Origin of the sequence: uncultured Methanobrevibacter sp. (assembly GCF_937906425.1) — an archaeon.
In the GTDB taxonomy this organism is placed as follows: Archaea; Methanobacteriota; Methanobacteria; order Methanobacteriales; family Methanobacteriaceae; genus Methanobrevibacter.
Window position 1 is genome coordinate 1 of record NZ_CALCYR010000283.1, and the last position, 18839, is coordinate 18839.

General features: G+C 31.1%; 18 protein-coding genes. 7 read left to right on the plus strand and 11 right to left on the minus strand.

Features of this window, described 5'->3' with window-relative positions; all coding sequences use genetic code 11:
* From Q0138_RS08295 to Q0138_RS08305, 3 genes are all read right to left on the minus strand, one after another.
* The coding region (locus Q0138_RS08295; protein WP_297983261.1) for a Spy/CpxP family protein refolding chaperone at positions 1-449 on the minus strand (449 nt) is incomplete at its 3' end.
* Positions 446-787 (minus strand): hypothetical protein, encoded by a 342-nt coding sequence (locus Q0138_RS08300; RefSeq protein ID WP_297983263.1) that lies wholly within the window; start codon positions 785-787, stop codon positions 446-448. The genes Q0138_RS08295 and Q0138_RS08300, both read right to left, overlap by 4 nt.
* Complete coding sequence (locus Q0138_RS08305; RefSeq protein ID WP_346662274.1) at positions 780-1307, minus strand: sigma-70 family RNA polymerase sigma factor; 528 nt, start codon at positions 1305-1307, stop codon at positions 780-782. Before Q0138_RS08305 ends, Q0138_RS08300 begins: the two co-directional genes overlap by 8 nt.
* A gap of 221 nt (positions 1308-1528) precedes the next feature.
* On the opposite strand from Q0138_RS08305, the gene Q0138_RS08310 reads away from it, so the two are divergent.
* From Q0138_RS08310 to larE, 3 genes are all read left to right on the plus strand, one after another.
* Positions 1529-2803 (plus strand): YcaO-related McrA-glycine thioamidation protein, encoded by a 1275-nt coding sequence (locus tag Q0138_RS08310; RefSeq protein ID WP_297983266.1) that lies wholly within the window; start codon positions 1529-1531, stop codon positions 2801-2803.
* Positions 2804-2818: 15 nt separating this feature from the next.
* Positions 2819-3454 carry a TfuA-related McrA-glycine thioamidation protein gene (locus Q0138_RS08315; protein WP_297983267.1) on the plus strand — a complete coding sequence of 212 codons (636 nt, stop codon included), beginning with the start codon at positions 2819-2821 and terminating at the stop codon, positions 3452-3454.
* Positions 3455-3835: 381 nt separating this feature from the next.
* Positions 3836-4915 (plus strand): ATP-dependent sacrificial sulfur transferase LarE, encoded by a 1080-nt coding sequence (larE, locus tag Q0138_RS08320; RefSeq protein ID WP_297983268.1) that lies wholly within the window; start codon positions 3836-3838, stop codon positions 4913-4915.
* Positions 4916-5078: 163 nt separating this feature from the next.
* Here larE and Q0138_RS08325 read toward each other — a convergent pair whose 3' ends face one another.
* From Q0138_RS08325 to Q0138_RS08345, 5 genes are all read right to left on the minus strand, one after another.
* The gene (locus tag Q0138_RS08325; protein WP_297983271.1) at positions 5079-5627 is read right to left on the minus strand and encodes a hypothetical protein; all 549 of its coding nucleotides are present in this window, start codon (positions 5625-5627) and stop codon (positions 5079-5081) included.
* A gap of 277 nt (positions 5628-5904) precedes the next feature.
* Positions 5905-6741: a CBS domain-containing protein gene (locus tag Q0138_RS08330; protein WP_297983274.1), complete on the minus strand. Its 837-nt coding sequence runs from the start codon at positions 6739-6741 to the stop codon at positions 5905-5907.
* Positions 6742-7309: 568 nt separating this feature from the next.
* Positions 7310-7945 carry a CatA-like O-acetyltransferase gene (locus Q0138_RS08335; RefSeq protein ID WP_297983277.1) on the minus strand — a complete coding sequence of 212 codons (636 nt, stop codon included), beginning with the start codon at positions 7943-7945 and terminating at the stop codon, positions 7310-7312.
* Between the two features lie 339 nt (positions 7946-8284).
* Positions 8285-8716 carry a universal stress protein gene (locus Q0138_RS08340; RefSeq protein WP_297983361.1) on the minus strand — a complete coding sequence of 144 codons (432 nt, stop codon included), beginning with the start codon at positions 8714-8716 and terminating at the stop codon, positions 8285-8287.
* Positions 8717-9016: 300 nt separating this feature from the next.
* The gene (locus tag Q0138_RS08345; RefSeq protein WP_297983279.1) at positions 9017-10159 is read right to left on the minus strand and encodes an amidohydrolase family protein; all 1143 of its coding nucleotides are present in this window, start codon (positions 10157-10159) and stop codon (positions 9017-9019) included.
* A gap of 666 nt (positions 10160-10825) precedes the next feature.
* On the opposite strand from Q0138_RS08345, the gene Q0138_RS08350 reads away from it, so the two are divergent.
* On the plus strand, positions 10826-11221 hold the full coding sequence (locus tag Q0138_RS08350) for a zinc ribbon domain-containing protein (RefSeq protein WP_297983282.1): 396 nt from the start codon (positions 10826-10828) through the stop codon (positions 11219-11221).
* 133 nt (positions 11222-11354) lie between these two features.
* Here the strand turns inward: Q0138_RS08350 and Q0138_RS08355 are convergent, their stop codons facing one another.
* The 3 genes from Q0138_RS08355 to iorA all read right to left on the minus strand — a co-directional run bounded on the left by Q0138_RS08355 (position 11355) and on the right by iorA (position 14552).
* Positions 11355-11699, minus strand: a complete 345-nt coding sequence (locus Q0138_RS08355) for a hypothetical protein (protein WP_297983285.1) — start codon at positions 11697-11699, stop codon at positions 11355-11357.
* A gap of 215 nt (positions 11700-11914) precedes the next feature.
* Positions 11915-12553: an indolepyruvate oxidoreductase subunit beta gene (locus tag Q0138_RS08360; RefSeq protein ID WP_297983288.1), complete on the minus strand. Its 639-nt coding sequence runs from the start codon at positions 12551-12553 to the stop codon at positions 11915-11917.
* A 4-nt stretch (positions 12554-12557) separates the two neighbouring features.
* Complete coding sequence (gene iorA / locus Q0138_RS08365; protein WP_297983290.1) at positions 12558-14552, minus strand: indolepyruvate ferredoxin oxidoreductase subunit alpha; 1995 nt, start codon at positions 14550-14552, stop codon at positions 12558-12560.
* 757 nt (positions 14553-15309) lie between these two features.
* On the opposite strand from iorA, the gene tfrB reads away from it, so the two are divergent.
* From tfrB to Q0138_RS08380, 3 genes are all read left to right on the plus strand, one after another.
* Positions 15310-16806, plus strand: coding sequence for a fumarate reductase (CoM/CoB) subunit TfrB (gene tfrB, locus Q0138_RS08370; protein WP_297983293.1), 1497 nt, complete (start codon positions 15310-15312; stop codon positions 16804-16806).
* A 218-nt stretch (positions 16807-17024) separates the two neighbouring features.
* Positions 17025-17810 (plus strand): RNA methyltransferase, encoded by a 786-nt coding sequence (locus Q0138_RS08375; RefSeq protein WP_297983296.1) that lies wholly within the window; start codon positions 17025-17027, stop codon positions 17808-17810.
* Positions 17811-17917: 107 nt separating this feature from the next.
* On the plus strand, positions 17918-18793 hold the full coding sequence (locus tag Q0138_RS08380; protein ID WP_297983298.1) for a 4Fe-4S binding protein: 876 nt from the start codon (positions 17918-17920) through the stop codon (positions 18791-18793).
* The last annotated feature ends 46 nt before the right edge of the window (positions 18794-18839 follow it).

An 18839-nucleotide genomic window follows, 5' to 3' on the forward strand; every position in this document is an offset into this window, starting at 1 on the left:
AGGTTTATCACGCCCTCGATGCGGTTGTTGAGGAGGGCTTCCTGGGCAGCGAGGATTTGCGCCTTGGCTTCTCCGATTTTAGCTTCGTCGCCATTGTCCAGCGCATCCTTCAGCGTCTTTTCCGCATCCATCTTCTGCTTGCGGAGCACCTTGAAGGACTGTTCCATGCTTTCGCGGAACTTGTCCAATTCGGCCTTCTGCTCGGGTGTCACCTGCAAGATGGAGTCCATTTCCGCAGGACCCGGACCCTTATGGAGTTTCTCCTTGTCGAGGTCCTTTTGCTTGTCGCCGTGATTGTGGTTGATGGGCAGTTCCTTTGCCATTCCCTTTTGACAGGGTGCCTTGTGGCAGAAATGGGGAATGCCGTAGCAGGTGGCGCCTAGGAAAAATCCCACGGCGCACGCAAGCACCAGGAGGCTTGCGATAAAGAGTTTTACGGAGCCTTTCATTGTTGTTCCTCCTTGAGTAGGTAGGTGAGAGTTTGTGAATTGTCTAGGGTTTCCAGTTCGTCGCTTTCGCCTTCGCCCAGCTCTCCATACCAGGAGGTAAGATCCGTGTAGGCGACCTGCCGTATGGAAAGCGGGCTTGTTTCGACGGAATCCATGGAGGAAAGCAGAATGCTAAAACCCACCAGCGCGAAGCTGGCTGCCAGGGGGATGGCTGAAAACAGCCGGAGGCGGATGACCTTGGCTTTTTCGGCCAGGGTAATCCTTGCGCAGACCCTGTCCCAGGAATCGGCCCTGGGGGAAATCCGCTCCATTTTGGAAAAGTCGATGAAATCACGCATTTTTCTGTTTCCTTGTCAAGAAGTCCTTTACAAAGTGCCTCGCCCTGCTGAGCCTTGCCTTGACGGTGCCGCTGGGCATGCGGTAAATCTCCGTTAAATCCTTGATGTCTAGCCCCTCGGCGTCCTTGAGCCAGAGCATGCCCCGCGTTTCGGCGGGCAGCTGGTTCAGACCCAAGGTCAAAAGCTCCACGTCGGTTTCCTGCTCTCCTTCGTTTGTTCCCAGGGCGCTTTCGACGATAGTGCCCCAGTTTTCTTCTTCTAGCTCGGCGTGCCTGCGCTCTGCCCGGAGTTTCATGAGGCAGGCATTGACGGTGAGCCTGTAGAGCCACGTGGCCAGTGCGCTTTCTCCGCGGAATTTTTGCACGGCGGAAGGCACCTGGACAAAGACATCCATCAGTATGTCCTCGGCCTGGTCCCGGTCCTTGAGCATCCTGAAGGCCAGGTTCAGCACGTGGCCGTTTTCCTCTTGCCATAGGAGGGCCAGGGCTTCGCGGCTGCCGCTTTTCAGGCTTTTTAGGATGGCATAACAAAATGCACATTATTATAACGATTACTGTTACCACATTTTTTTTCACATCAAAATTATACTATGAACAAATTACGCATTAATACAATTATTTAAAAATTCAATATATTTTTCTAAATAAATATTTATTTTTATTACTTAAAAATTAAACCTTATAAATAATCAATACTAAAATAATAATATAACTTATTAAAAATAGCTAAAGGATAAAAAATATGTTTGAAGATATTCCAATTAGATTCTTTAGAGGAACCCATAGAATCAAGGATCCTCAAGAGACAATTGATGAAAATGAGAAAAAGCTTAGAACTGCTGGAATAAGTAGAATTACAGATATCACTGACCTTGACAGAATAAAAATCCCAGTATTTTCTGCAATACGCCCAACTGCACAGGAAGGCAGTGTAAGTGTTTATGCAGGAAAGGGAGTAACAAAAGAGCAGGCAAAGGCTTCTGCAATGATGGAAGGTTTTGAAAGATATTCTGCAGAAAAACAGGATATAGACAAGGAAAGAATGATTGTTTCCACATACAATGAAATAATAAATAATTCAAATCCAAACTTGAATAAGGAAAACACCTTAAATCCAAAGGACTTACTCCTTCCAAAGAACTTCACTACACAAAATGTTGAAAATTCAAGATTGGAATGGATTGAATCAACTGACATAACTAGAGACGAAACAATTTATGTTCCGGCAAATGCTGTTTTCCACCCATATATTCCAAGCAGAGACAATATACCAAGTCCAATAGCTATTTTTAAAGGAAACACAAATGGATTGGCTTCAGGAAACATTATAGAGGAATCCGTTTTGCATGGAATATTTGAAGTTGTTGAAAGGGATGCATGGAGCATTTTCGAACTGACCAAAAGAAACAAAAAAGAAATAAATCAGGACAGCATTGAAAACGATATTATCAATGAGCTTTTAGATAAATTCAATCAGGAAAACATAAAAATCAAGCTTATGGACATTACTGCAGATTTGGACATCACTACAGTTGCTGCAAGTTCAGATGATATGCTCCTTAAGGATCCTGCACTCCTTACATTAGGTGTTGGAACCCACCTTGACCCAAATGTTGCTGTAATAAGGGCATTGACAGAAGTTGCTCAAAGCAGGGCAACACAAATTCATGGAACTCGTGAGGACACAATCAATGCAGACTTCATGCGTAAGGCAGGTTACGAAAACATGAAGAGAATGAACAAGCATTACTTCATGGAGGAGGATGAAAAGATAGACCTTGCAGACATTGAGGATAAAAGTTCAAACTCAATTAAAAAGGACATTGAAACAAGCATTGAAGAGGTTCAAAAGGTAGGGCTTGACAGAATACTGTTTACAGACCTGACAAGAAAGGAAATTGACATAAATGTTGCAAGGGTAATTATTCCTAAAGCTGAATTATATTCCCTGGATGAGGAAAGACTGGGAAACAGAGCATTGGAATATGATAGAAAAGTAAGAAGAGGATTAATTTAAACTTAGGATGATTCAATGACTAAAAAGATTATTGTTTATTTAGGATTGTCTATTCAAGAGGAAGAGGCTAAAGAGATTTTGGATGCAGATTATAGGAGCCCTGTAAAAAGAGGAGACATTCTTAAGGCAATCAGTGAAAAGCCTGATGTGATTGGAATCATAGACGGAGTGTTCCACCACAGCCCAGCAGTTGCTCATAAGGAAATCATGAAGGCTTTGGATAAAGGAATAACTGTTGTTGGCGGAAGCAGCATGGGGGCCTTAAGAGCATCAGAACTTGATGATTTGGGAATGGTTGGAATAGGGTATGTCTATAAGCAATACCGCTCAGGAGCTATCTCATCAGATGATGATGTAGCACTTAGTTTTGATCCTGAGCGAAAAGTAAACATTTCCGAGGCTTTGGTAAATGTGGAATACAATCTAATCTCTGCAGTAGATAAGGGAATAATAAATGAAGAGGAAAAGGATTATATTCTAGGCATTGCAAAGGAGATTTATTATCCTAAAAGAACTTATTCAAACATCTTTAAAAATGTGGAAATGGAAGATAAAAAGAAAACTGAACTAATCGATTTTGTTCTAAAACAGGAAGATGTTAAGCACAAGGATGCAGTTGAGGTTTTAAATTACATAAAAACTCTGGGATAAAAAAACAGCCAATAATCATGAGAAAAAACTTTTAAAAATTTATTCATAAAAAAATAAAAAAACTATTAAAAATTTAATCGAATTCATAAAAAAAATAAAAAAAACTTTTAAAATTAAATACAATAGCATAAAAATTTGCAATTATTAGACATTTATACTAAATTTTAAAAGATTTATAAACAAATAAACTTATTTTAATGGATAAAATCAAAAAATTAACTTATTTTAGGATTATAACAATGTAATAGAAACTTTTAAAAAGAATTAAAAATATAACAATAGTTAATTTATTATTTTAAAAATGGGATTAAATAATAATTCGGGCGATTAATCAGTTTTAATTAATAATAAATTTTAAAATTGGAATTTATTAGTGATAAAATGAACACAAATCAGAAGATAGAGAAAGTTAAAGAGATATTAAATAACAAAAAAATAGCTTTGGCATTTTCAGGTGGAGCGGACAGTACATTAATAGCTCATCTTGCAAAGGAGGCAGGAGCAGATGTACTTGGAATTACCTATGACAACAAGATTCTGCCAAGTGAATTTTTACTCTTTGCAAAAAGAAGGGCTGAGGAAATCGGAATAAAACATGAAATCGTTGAAGGAAACTTCCTTGACATTGATGAATTTGTACATAACAGTCCAAAAAGATGTTTATTGTGTAGAAAATTAATGTACGGAGCCATAAAAGAAAAGGCTCAAAAAGAGGGTTATGAAATCATTGTGGACGGAAACAACATTACTGACCTTACTCATGACCGCCCAGGAATCCTGATGAAATATGAATACAATATTGAAAGTCCATTCATAGAGGCGGAACTTGAAACCTATGAAATTCATGATTATATTGAACGAAACAACATTGAATATTCCAAGTCTACAACTTGTCTTGCAACAAGAATACAGACAAATGAAAAGCTTACAATTGAAAAGATAAACAGGCTTGACTATTGTGAGGATTACATTAAAACAATTACCGGAAGCGACATAGTAAAGCTAAGAGAAGCAAACAATGTAGCAACAATTGAAATTGACAATCTTGAAAACATTTTGGACAAGGGAAAAATCGATTTGATTGTTAAGGATTTAAAGGCTGCCCAATATGACAAGGTTCTCTTAAACATTGGTCTTGAAACTGGAATCGATTATCTTGTAAAAGATGAAAACATGGATATTGGTGAAGAAAACTACACATTTAGAAGAAGCCTGCCATTTGGAATAAATATTAATGCAAGTTCAAGGGAATTTGAGAAATTCATTGAAGAAAATAAGGAAGAAGCGATTATAAGTAATCTGGAAACCCTTGAGGAAATCGGATATCTCAAATTCATGATTTATGGTAAAAAGGCCAAAGTCTTTAGAGACGGAAAAATAGTTATTGAAAACAATAAAGACAAACTGGAAGCAAAAGAGGCTTTTGTTAAAATTTTACCATTGATTAGACGAATTGCTTAAAATAAATACCATTCTTTAAAGATAAAGATACTTAAAAAACAGACTTATTCTTTAAAGAATAATTAAAAAATAAAATTTAAACTTTTAAAATTATAATTTAAAGAATTAGATTTAATCTAATTCTTCTTTTTTTAAATATTATAAAAATAAACAAAGAAAAAACTTACTGATTCTTATTTAATTCCTGCTGTTTTTTAACAAATTCCTTGAAAGAGAGTTTTTCCTCGGTTGGAATATTCTTTTCAATTAAACTCATCACACTTGGAGAGTCATTTAAAATTAAATTGTCTTCTTTTTCCTTTTCAATATCCTTGACTTCACCCTTGTCAATCAAAGCTCCTTTTGCATATTCTTCCTTAGAAGAAAGTCCCTTTAATGCAAGAATCTTACCATCCAATCTTAATGAAAGCTCATCTGCCTTAACTTCCAAAAGATGAATTTCAAATCTGCTTGCATTTTTTAACTCATCATCAGTAATTAGATTATATTTAAGATAAAGATTTTTATGTGGAATGACCTCATTTATTGTTCTTTTAACAACAGTTTCAAAAAGATCAACGAGATTTTCAATAACCGGAAGATCATTGTCCCAATAATAGGCCAACATGACATTTAATTGAATCTCATGTTCAGAGTAATCATCTCCAAGCCTTGCTCTTATTCCAATACTTGAATCGGTATCCTTAATAACTAAAATAGGTTCTGAAGACATATTTACACACAATAAAATTATAAAAATAAATTTAAAATTTAAAATATTTAAAAATAATTAAAAATTAAAAATTAAAAATTTAAAATAAATTAAAATGAATATTAACTTATTTATCTAAACTACTATAAATAGATTAAAATTGAAAAAATAGAAAAAAGAAATAAACTAGAATAAAAAAAGATTAAATCCCTAAAAAAATGGAATGAAATAAAAAAAGAAAATGAAAAGAGAAAATTCAAAAATAGAAATATTAATAAAAAAAGAAAGGAATTAAAGCTTAAAGTAAAGCTTTAATCAAATCACTTGCTCTGACCAAACCTACAAGTTCCCCTTCAATACCAATAACTGGCAATTGTTCAACGTCAAGAGATTTCATCTTTTCAGCGCAAACGGAAACTTTAGTTTTAGTATTTGCAGTTACAACATCAGTAGAAGCAACATCTTTAAATACTTTGTCAGTGAACTTGAGATGGTTTTTCTCAATATATAAAACAGAAGTACTGTCCCAAGACCATTTATCTCCTTCAGTACCTACAGAAGAACTGTGTTCAGTACGTTCGGAAATGATTTCACTTTCAGCAATAAAATCTGTTTCAGTCAAGATTCCAGTCATTTTATTGTTTGAGTTTAAACCAATTACTGATTTTAATCCAAAGAATTTCATTACTTCAAATGCAACATTCAAAGGAGTTTCATCCCAAGTTGATGGAATGGATTTAATCATGTAATTTTCAACAGGATCCTTAATGTCCATTTCTGCAATAGCTTGTGCAACCATATCAAAACTAGTTACAATACCTATCAATTCACCATCATCGTTTATAACAGGAACTCTTCTAATTACATTTTCCACCATTTTTTCTGCAACTGAAGATAAATCATCATCCATTTTAGCAGTAATCAAATTCCTAGTCATCAACATAGCAATTTGTTCTTCATCAGGATTAGTAATCATATCTGAACGGGTTAAGATACCCACTAACTTTCCAGTGTCTTTTTTAATTACTGGAACTACGGAAACATCTTCTTTTTTCATTTTACTTAATGCCTCATCACGACTTCCAGGCACAGTAACATGAATTACATCAGTAGATGCTACATCTTTTACTTTCATAATAACACCTCTAAGGTCAAAATTGACTTTATTTTTTTATTAACAATTTTCTATTAGAAATTTAAATTTAAATGAGATTTTCTCTAATATTAACAAATTAAAATTAATTTTCTAAATAAAATTTAACAAGATAAATAATTTACTAATAAAAATTAATTATCTAAAAATCTTAAACAAGACAAATAATATTATTGAATAAAAATTAATAGTTTTTTAATTTCAAACAAAAGTTTGAATATTAATATCACTAATCATTTATTAATTTATCAATTATTATTTAAATAATTTAGTATTTTTTTAAAAAAAAATTAAAAAATTTACAATTTTACAAAATTTTAATTAGAAAAAAATAAATGAAATAAAATAAATTATTAAAAAATAAAACAAAAGACAATTAAAAGAAGATAAAATTAAACAAAAACAAAATAAAAATAGAAATCTAAATTGACAAAAATTATTTTTTAAAAAAAATAAGAAAATAGAATAAAATAATAATAATAATTTAATTTAAAAAAGAATAAAAAAGAATAAAAAAGAATAAAAAAGAATAAAAAAGAATAAAAAATAATTATTTTAATCCTAAACAATTGTCAAAGTTTTCTTGAGCAAATTGATAGAAATTAGCCAATTCCTTTCCATTAACAAAGATATGATTTACTGTCAATGCAACAGTCATCTCATAATCCTCATTTACTTTCCCCCAAGTCAAAAGAGGTTGAATCTGATTTTTAGTAGAGATTGCAGTGGTAATTGAATCAAAATCAATCCAAGGAATACATGAAAAGTTAGCAATATTTGTTTGATCTCTTTTAAGCATATCCAATGTAAAAGCTTCAGCATTTCCTTCAAGAATATCCTTTTCAAGTTTTTGAACATAATCATGCCAGTCAATGAGCTTTTCAAAGGAATCAGGAGTTTTAACCCTCATTTCCTTAAAGATCTTATTTTTTTCATCCATAATTGGACATACCCCCTCCAAATAATCATATTCAATGACCCTTCCATCGATTATTCTTCTTTTAAGTTCCGGAACCTTATTTAGTGCATCCATCAATGCAGCAAGTGAGAGAGTGAAAAAGGACAAATCATTTTCCTTTGAATAAAACCACATATTTTTTACATTTAATTTTGCAGAGACAGAATATCTTGCTGACATAAATCCTATAAAGGGATTATTCTCTAAATCAAAATCTAATTCTTTCATGTTAAAACCAAAAAAATTATTAAATTAAAATTAATGAAAAGTAATCAAATATTAATTAAAATAGTAAATTTAATGAATAAAATTTGAATAAATAAAATATTAACTTCATAGTATAAATACTTAAATAAATCAACTGAAAAAGAATAAAAAAAATGAAAAATAAAAAATAAGAAATAAAAAATAAGGAAAATAGAAAAATAAGAAAATAAATTAATAAAAAATAAAAAATAAGAAAATAAAATAAATAAAAAATAAATTAATAAAAAATAAATTATAAAAAATAAAAAATAAGAAAAATAGAAAAAATTAGAAAAATAGAAAAAATTAGAAAAATAAGAACTAATGAATTACCAAAACATTACATTTAGCAGATTTTACTACCTTTTCAGCTACACTACCCATTAAGAACTTATCAAGTCCTGTTTTACCAGAACTTCCAATAACAACAAGATCGATGTCCTCTTCTTCAACGGTTTCAAGTATAACACGGGCAGGATTTCCTTCAGCCACTTTTGTAGTAATCTGTACATCCAATCCTTCTTCATCCCTAAGTCTTTCCACTTTTTTTAGATTTAATTCAGTTTCTTCCTTAAGTAAATTATTTACTTCCCTTATAGTGTCATCTGCAGGAAGTCCAATGGAAAATGAATTTTCTATAACACTTAAGGCTACAATTTCTGCATTATTATTGGCAGCAATATATAATGCATGTTTTTCAGATTTATCTGAATATTTAGAACCATCTGTTGGCAATAATATTTTCTTATACAATTGTTCAACCATATAATCACCTGAAAAATATCAAAAATTAAAAAAAGAATTTAGTTAACTGACTTAATTAGTTAACTAAGTTCAATTATATATTTATTAAAAAAGAATTATAAAGTTTATGTTGGAATAATAACGAACAAATGAAGGTTTTTTAATAAATTCCTATTAGAAAGCAATTCAGAGAATATTTTAAAAATAAATAAAATTAACCTTTCCATTAATTTTTAAAAAAAAAATTCAAAAAATTAAAATTAATAATTTCATTTAATTTTAAATAAAAATTCAAAAATTAAAATAAAATTAAATAATCTTAATTATGTCACTTTCTTCTGTTCTATTAATCAAACTTAAATAAGGATTTTCAGACTTTTTACGAGCTATAAACAACTCTGCCTTTTGACCAACTTCAATATATGACTTGTTTACCTTTGGAAGTTTGGAAATTGACTCAACAGGATTGGTAGTTGCAAATTTTAAAACCTCCCTTGAATCAATATGAGTCTTATACAATCCCTTCATCATCTTTAATGTAAATTCTATTTCCCTAAACAAGTTTGGAGAATTAATCATAATATTGTCAGAACCTATCAATGGCTTAATTCCTTTATTCAGGATTTCCAATAGAGGAACAATTCCAACTGCCAAATCCCCATTTGAACGTGGGCAAATACAAAGGGAAGCATTTGATTCGGCAAGCAAGTCTATATCATTCTTTTTAGGATTGGTCATATGAACTATTTGATTGAAATTAGCCTCAAATGCCCTTTGAGGTTCAGTTTTATTGATTTTTTCCAATGAATCCAATTGGTTTTTCTCACTTTCAGCAACATGAATTGAAGAAATCTTAGAAGCCTTAGCACATTTTTCACAGATTATCTCTGCAACAGTGGTGTCAATTTCCCCAAAACCACTTAATCCAATTCCATCAGCTTCCTTTAAAAGTTTTCTTAATGCCATTTTAACCATATGGAAATTAGCATCCTCTCCATAAAAGGAACTGTCACGGGCTAAAATGATTGGAGTGATTGGAATATCCTTACAAGCTTTCTTTAAAAGCTTGACACCTTCCAATCCACCTTCACGATAATCGATAAAATGACTTATTCCATGATTATACATATCCCACATTGATGCTCGCATAGCTTCAATAAGTTCATCATCATCTGCAGATTCAAGTGCAATATGCTTGATTCCATTTGGAGGCTTTACCATTTCATCAAGACTTAATCCTTCACCTTGATCCTTGATAATGCTGTCTCCAATATGGGTGTGAGCATTTACAAGACGAGGGGAGACAATGCAATTTTGAGCGTCTATAATCTCTCCTTCATGAGAATCCTTGGAGATTTCCAAAATGAGCCCATCATCATCAATTACTATGTTTTCCTTTACAGGTTCAAGTTCTAAACCTTTTAAAACCAATCCATTAATTATAGTCTTCATCAATATTAAATTTAAAATAAGTTTTATTTATTTTTATTTAAAATAGCTGAAAATAATTTTTATTAAAATGTGATAATGTGAAAATAAAAAAAAGTGCAAAAATGAATTTATGAAAAAGAGAAAAAGTGAAAAAAATTATTCATCATTTTAATTAAATAATTGTCCAATTAAAATACAAGTAATGAATAAAAGATTAATAAATTTTAATCATAAAATCAATATTTTTAATAGAAAGTATAAAAAATAAAATTTTATAATTGCTCTTATAGATAAAGGAGATAAATTTTATTAAAATATAAAAAATAAGTAAAAAAATTAAATCAAAAAATCATAAAATCCTAAATCCAAATTTAAGAAAACACAAGTAATAAAATTTAATATCAATGTAAAACAAAGTTATATTAATCTATATGTATGAAAATTTAATATTTTTTTACATCAGTTAAATCGCTGAATGGAGGTGTTAAGATAGTATCTACTAATATAAGATATTTTTACAGAAACATTGTAAAATCTGGAGATAAATATCGTATAAAACATAAAAATAAAGACTATGGAGAATTTAGTAAATTATCTGATGCCCTCTATGAAAGGGATTGCCTGATTTATTGTAAATTTGATTATGATCTCCTTGTAGAATGTGACCTTCCAAACAAATATGAAAATATGGAATTGCCACCATTTCCAGAAAGCCGCCCAAGAGGACAAATCAAGGGAATTAAATTCAATAAAAAGGAAAGGGAAGGAGAAATTATTTTTAACCACAAGGAACGCAAATTCTGTGTTGTAAGGGGAGACGAACACTTTGGACAATACACCACCATGGTTGAAGCATATTATGTTAAAAAAACCTTAATGGAAAATAATTGGGACAGAAACTGTTTAATTAAAGACAAAAGAATTAGAGAGGAAATATTTGTCAATAAGAAGATTAAGGCTACAGAGCCTAAATTACATATTGAATATTGTCCTAATTGCGGAAACAAGATTAAAGAAAAAGACACAGTATGTAAGATTTGTGGAATAAAATTACATGAAAACAGGAAAAGAGATAAAAAATGATTAAATTCTAAAAATAATATTAAAAGAATAATGAGAAAAAAATAAAAAATAAAATTAAATAAAATAAAATAAAAAAAAGATTCAATTCCTAAAAAAAGAAAAAAGGAATAAAATAAAATAAAAAAAGATTTAATTATTCTTTAGTATTATTAAAAAAGATATAATTCAAGTTATCTAACTTATAAAGACATTTATCTTCTTGGGAATCCATAACCAAATCTATTTTCTCTTCCAAACTTAAATTTTCTTTAGCTGAAATATAAGATAAATCCTCCATAAATACGGATTCTATCTGATTCGGAGTTAAAAAACTGGAATAATCAATTATTGAATCTAAATTATTACAATAATTCAACTGTTCTTTAATAATAGGCACTAATTCAATAGCTATTTCTTCAGTAATTAATGGATTATTGTATCTGTTAAAAATATATTCTGCAGACTTTTCCAAATCCATACCAAATTCTTTTTTATCCATAAAAATCACCTCAAAAATGAAATGGAATTTTTCAAAAGAAATTAATTAAATAAAACAATTAATTAATAAAGAAAACCAATTTTATTAAAAATTAACTAAAAAAAACAATTAATTAATAAAGAAAACCAATTTTTTTAAATTAACTAAATAAAACAATTAATTAATAAAAAACATTCCAAAATTAACTAAATAAAAAAATAAAATTAAAAAATAGATTATAATGAGCCTTTAACTGCATTATATCCATTTTCAATAGCTTTTAAATTCATTTCATGGAATTTAGGAGCTAAATTGTGTTTCATTGCAGTAATCACAGATTCCTTGGAAAGTGGGAAAGAATCATTAGCAACTGCAGCACCTAATAAAACCATGTTCAAAGATAAAATACTTCCGGCATCCAAAGCCAAACCATTTGCCTCAATCGGATAAACTGAATCGAAATTCTCCTTAAGAGATGGAATGATTTCCCTTTCAATGTCCGGATAAGTCTCTCCAGTTTGGGTAAGGGTTGAAGGTACAATCGGAAAAGTATTAAAAATCAAGGTAGTGTCCTTATTTGCCTTATTCAAACCTCTTAATACTTCAATAGGTTCAAATGAAAGAATCAAATCTGCCTTATATTCCTCTACAATGGAAGATTTGAAATTACCTATCTTAAGTTCTGTAGATACAGAACCTCCCCTTTGACTCATTCCATGAATTTCACTCATGCATACATCATAACCTTCAAGCATTGCAGCTTCTCCAATGATTACAGATGTTTTAATAATTCCTTGACCGCCTACACCTGAAATATAAATGCTGTAGTTTTCCTTTTTTAAACCGGAATCAATATTTTCTAATTCTTGAGCCATCCAATCACCTTTTAACTCCAATAGCCTTATTCGGACAAATTTGTATACAGACAGTACATGACTTACAGAGAGCCTCATCAACTTTTACTTCACCATTAAGATAAGATATTGCAGGACATGCAAGCTTTTCAATACAGGTCAAACATTTTACACAATTATCCTTAATCACCATAGGAGCCTTTTTCTTTTGGCCCTTAATCAATGTACAAGGATATCTTGCAATAACAACTGCAACTCCATCATATTCAAGAGCTTCCTTATAGATATCAATGGTCTTTCTAATGTTGTGAGGATTTACAATCTTTAGGAATTTAACCCCAATAGCTTCTACAATATCTTCAATTGAAACTGCAGGAGCCTCATCACCCATTCCATCAACAGGAATTCCAGGGTTTGGTTGACCGCCAGTCATTGCAGTGATTCTATTATCCAAAATTGTCAATACAAACTTGTTTTTATTGTGAACCGCATTGACAAGAGGAGATAAACCGCTGTGGAAGAATGTAGAATCTCCAATAAAGCTCATAACATGCTGATTTGTTGCAACTGAAAATCCGCAGCCGTCACCAACTGATGAACCCATTGCAAGAAGATAATCTGCAGTTTCATATGGAGGGCTAATTCCCAAGGTATAACATCCAATATCAGATGCAAAAATCATATCCTCCTTTGCATAGCCCAATTCCTCATAAGCCCTTACACTTGCATAGAAAGCAGATCTGTGTGAACAGCCTGCACAAAGTGTTGGGGAACGGGTTGGAATATTTTCAACCAAGTTGCTTAATCCTTCAGATAATTCCATAGGAATGGTATTCTCAATTAAGCCCTTTTCCAATGATGCACTTAAATCTGAATCCCCATCAAGAGCTTCAGAATCCTCAAAGTCAGAAATTTCCAACTCAGAAACCACTTTATTGATGGAATTTTTAACAATATCCGGATTGTATTCATGAACCATTGGGAAAGTTCCATCTATTTTACCGTAAACAGGACAATCCAAATTATTTTCTCCCAATACAGCCAAAACGTCCTTTTCAAGAATTGGATCAACTTCCTCTACAATAAAGACCCCTTCCAAATTATTACAAAAGTCCTTAATTAAGTCCTTTGGACAAGGATAGGATAAGGCAATCTTTAAAATATCCATTCCCAAACTATTTTGGCTGACTACATCATAAGCATAATTAAATGCACCTCCAGAGGCAATTACACCATATTTGCCTTGAAGTGCACCTTCCTCAAAGGAATAGACCTCATTAAATTCTGATTCATTTGCGACCTCAAGAAGAGTTTCCATCTTATCTGCAAGTTTTACATGCATCTCTAATGAATTTGCAGGAACAGGTACAAAATCCCTTGGACTTTTAACAAAATATCCTTTTAACCAATGCCCATCTGATTCCCCTTCCTTTGTAGTGGATTTAGGATCATTAACATCTCCAAAACTTACAATTCCTCTCATGTGAGAAACACGGGTACTTGTTCTAAGAATAACTGGAATCTGGAACTGTTCAGACAAGTCATAAGCATAAACCATCATGTCCTTAATTTCCTGAGGGCTTGAAGGTTCAAGGATTGGAATTGAAGACAATCTTGAATAATGTCTTGTATCCTGCTCATTTTGAGAGGAAAACAATGAAGGATCATCTGCAACCAAAATAACCATACCGCCCTTAACTCCAGAGTATGCAGTGGTCATAAATGAATCGCTCGCAACATTCAAACCTACATGCTTCATAAATGTAAATGATCTAAGACCACTTGCAGCAGCAGTTGCAGCCACCTCCATAGCCACTTTTTCATTAGCAGAAAATTCAAAATACATTGAAGCATCCTTTGCAACTACGGACAAGATATTTCCTATTTCTGAAGAAGGAGTTCCAGGATATGTTGCTGCCACTGACACACCTGCCTCTATTGCTCCTCTAACAGCAGCTTCATTTCCAAGTAAAAAAAGTCTATCTCCCTTTTCACTAGTTACTAATTGATCATAAGCCATAAAAATTCACCTTACTGAGATTAAACAAATTTAAACAATTAAAATTAAGATTAAGATTCTTTAAGTCTTATAAGAAATTAATTAGCTTAAAAATTCATAATTCTTAAATTTTTAATAAAAACAAATTAGCTAAAAAGCTTAAAATTCTTAAATTTTTAATAAAAATAAAGTTATTTAATCTCCATCACATCATAAGTTATTAGATAAATATAATATTTGATTAAAAAATTAAAATAAATTAAAATTTTTTAATTAATTATCATAATTAATTATTAGTTTTTTTAAATATTTAATATATAGCATAAAATGATTAAATTTTAGAATGATATTAAATTTTTTAAAAAAAAAATGATATAAAAAATATGAAAATAAAATTATTTTAAAAAAAATGATTTAAAAAATATGAAAATAAAATTTATTTTGATAAAATTATTTAAAAATCAATGCAATTAAACAATAAAATAATAAAAAACTTAAAAAAATTCTTAAAATTCAATAAAATTCATTGAAAAAATACTAAAAACTATATAATAAAATATACAAAAATATAAATGATTTTAAAATTATAGATTTTACAAACTTAAATGATAAAATAAGAAAATTAAACTTAAAAAATCAAAAGTTTAAATTAAAAAAAAGATAAAAAAAACAAATTTAAACTTAAAAAATCAAAAGTTTAAATTAAAAAAAGATAAAAAAAACAAATTTAAACTTTAAAAATCAAAATTACAGATTTCAATAAAATAAAAGTGATAACATGATTACTGTTTATGTAAAAAGATTCGATAGAGAAAAGGATAAAGAACCTCATATTGAATCTTATGAAATTGAAGAAAGTCCAGGAATGAAAATACTTGATGCATTAGAGGAAATCAATAAAAAATACGATGCAGACATTAGTTTCAGAAGTTCATGTAAGGCTGGACAATGTGGTTCATGTGGGGTGAAAGTTAATGGAAACGGAGCTCTCGCTTGCAAATCTCAAATCAAGGACAATAGATTAATTGAACCATTAGATTTCCCAGTAATAAAGGATTTGGTAGTTGACAGAAGTTCAGCAGACGCTAAAATAAAGGAATTGCAGATGAACTTAAACTGCAATGAGGAAACTGCACACGAAAAACTAAATCCTGAAGATATCAAAGACACTAAAAAAGTTAGAAGTTGTATTGAATGTTATACCTGTTTATCAACTTGTCCTGTTGTAAAACACTTTAAGGAAGAGTTTTTAGGACCTTATTTCCTAAGATACATCTCCAAGTTCGATTTCGATCCAAGAGACGGATATGACAGAATCATAGAGGCAATCGATAGCGGAATGTATGACTGTACAAGTTGTGGTAAATGCGGTTCAATCTGTCCTAAAAACATTAACAGTTTTGGAGATGCTATAGAAAAACTTAGAGCTATGGCATACAGTAGAGATTTAGGACCTCTTGATGCTCATAAAGTCTTTAAAGACAATATCACAAAAAGCGGACGTTCTGTAAGCAAACCTGAAGAACCATTTATTGAAGGCATCCATAAAAAATGGGAAAGTGAAGGAAAAGACAATAGCAAAGAGAAAGTTGCATTATTCACAGGATGTATGGTTGATTACAGAGCCCAAAATGTTGGAAATGCCTTAATGGATGTTCTGGAAGCAAACAATATTGAAATTGACATTCCGGAAGGCCAGGTATGTTGCGGTTCCCCTCTTTTAAGAACTGGACAAACAGATGTTGTTCAGGACCTTGTTGATAGAAACAAGGAAGTCTTTAAGGATTATGACACTGTAATTACAATCTGTGCCGGTTGCGGAGCTACACTTAAAAATGATCACCCTAAATTCGGCTCCAAACTTAATGTACAGGATATCAGTGAGTTTTTAGTAGACAAGCTTGATGCATCAAGCATGAAGGAGCTTGATACCAAGGTAACCTGGCATGACCCTTGCCACTTGTCAAGAGGCCAAGGAATCAAAGACCAGCCTAGAGAGATTATTGGCATGATTCCAGGTGTGGAATTTGAAGAGCTTGCACTTCCTTGCCAATGCTGTGGTGCAGGTGGAGGCATAAAGTCTGGAAAACCTGAAATTGCACTTGAACTTGCTAAAGACAAGGCAGGCATGATTAAGGACACTGGAGCAGAGTATGTTACTACAATTTGCCCATTCTGTCAAATCAACCTCCAGGACGGTTTAAATGCAATCGGTTTAGAGGACGTTAAAACCTTAAATCTTATTCAATTATTAAAAATGGCTTATGACGAATAATTCAAAAAAAGGGATTTAAAAAAATAAATAAAAATAAAATCAAAAAAGGATTAAAAAAAAAATAAAATAAAAATAAAATCCCCAAAAAGGATTAAAAAAAATAAATAAATAAAAATAAAATCCCAAAAAGGATTAAAAAAAAATAAAAATTTTAAGCCATTTAATCTTTTAAAAAATTAAAACTAATTTTAGATATAAAACCAATAAAGAGTTAAATCATGAAACAAAAATATAAAAATAGTACCAGAGGTACAATAAAGGAAATAGTCGAGTCCGAAGAGGATATTAGACTTAAAGAAAACATCTATGTAGTTTTTGTAGAATGTGAAACTCCTGGAAATATTGGTTTTTTAGCAAGAACCATGGGAAACTTTGGACTTAAAAAGCTGGTTTTAATAAATCCTCCAGAACTTAAGGATGAGGCATTTTATCAGGCCATGCATGCAAGGGAAACTGTTGAAAATGCCTTAGTCTATGAAAGTGTTGAGGAATTTGCCAAAGACAAATCCATTGATTTTATAGTAGGTTCCACAGGAATGCCTGGAGGAAGCTATAACCTTTCAAGAATTCCAATCAAACCGGAAGAACTTGGAAAATCAATGAATTATAATGAAAAAATAGCTATTCTATTTGGAAGAGAGGGAGACGGACTTTCAAACGAAGAAATTGAAATGTGCGACATTATTGTAAGCATTCCAACAGATCCATCCTATCCAATCATGAACATTTCACATGCCGCAGCGATAATTCTGTATGAAATCTTTAAAAACAGAAACGAATATCCTGTTGAAGGATTATCTGAAAGCACTGCACTTGAAAAGGAATATTTGCTAAAGGATATGGAACAATTGATTGAACACCTTCCAATCCCAGAGCATAAAAAGAAAAATGGCTTGAAAACCTTTAAAAATATAATTAATAGGGCTTTCATCACTGGAAGAGAAGCCCATACATTTAAGGGAATTCTAAGACGTTTAAATCTAAAATTAGATGAAAAAGAATAAAAAAATAAAAACAATTAAAAAACAATTAAAAACTATCCATTAATCAAGCCATAAAAAAATAAAATTCATACTTATCAATTGATTTAAAAAATAAAGGACGTTAAAGAATGAGAAAAGGATATTACGAAGATATAACTACTTTCCTTGTAAAGTACACATTTCACACAAGATTTTTCCTTGCAAGCTTAAGTAGAAAGTCAAAAATAGCTAAAACAATTATTGACAAAGTCCTTTTCGATGAAGATGAAATATATGTCCTTCCAAACAAGAAATCAATAAACAAAAATAAGAAAAAAACCAAAATAGAAACAAACATCGAAGTCAATGCAAGTTTCCAAAAGGACGAATCTGAATTCATACCTAGCGAAATCCTTAAATCAGTCATCAGAGAATCAAAGAATATTGTAATCATGAACCAATGCCTTTGTAGAACTTCAGCCAACTGTGAGGATTATCCTCAAGACTTGGGATGCATATTCATTGGCCCTGCTTCAAGAAAGATTGCATCAAAATATGGTAAAAGAGCAACAGTCGAAGAGGCTTTGGAACATGTTGATTGGGCTGAAAGTGAAGGTTTAAGCCATGTTATAGGCAGAAATAAAATTGACACCATCTGGATGAATGTAGGACCTAAGGAAGACCTTTTAACCATTTGCCACTGCTGTCCATGCTGCTGTTTATGGAAAGTGATTCCTGACCTTGATGAAGACATTAGTTCTAGAATTCATAGACTTGAAGACGTTCAAGTTAATACAATCGAGGAAAACTGTAAAAACTGTATGAAATGTTTAGGAGAGGACATCTGTTTTGCAGATGCAATCAGCTTAAAAGATGACAAGATTACAATCGATCAAAACAAATGTGTTGGTTGCGGACATTGTGTTAAAAACTGTAAATTTGATGCTATTGAATTGAATTACAGTCAAAAATCTATTGATTCAGTTTTAAATAGAATCGGAGAATTAGTTAAATATAAAAATTAATTCAATTACTTATTTTTTAAAATAAACTTTTCAAAAGAAAAGATTT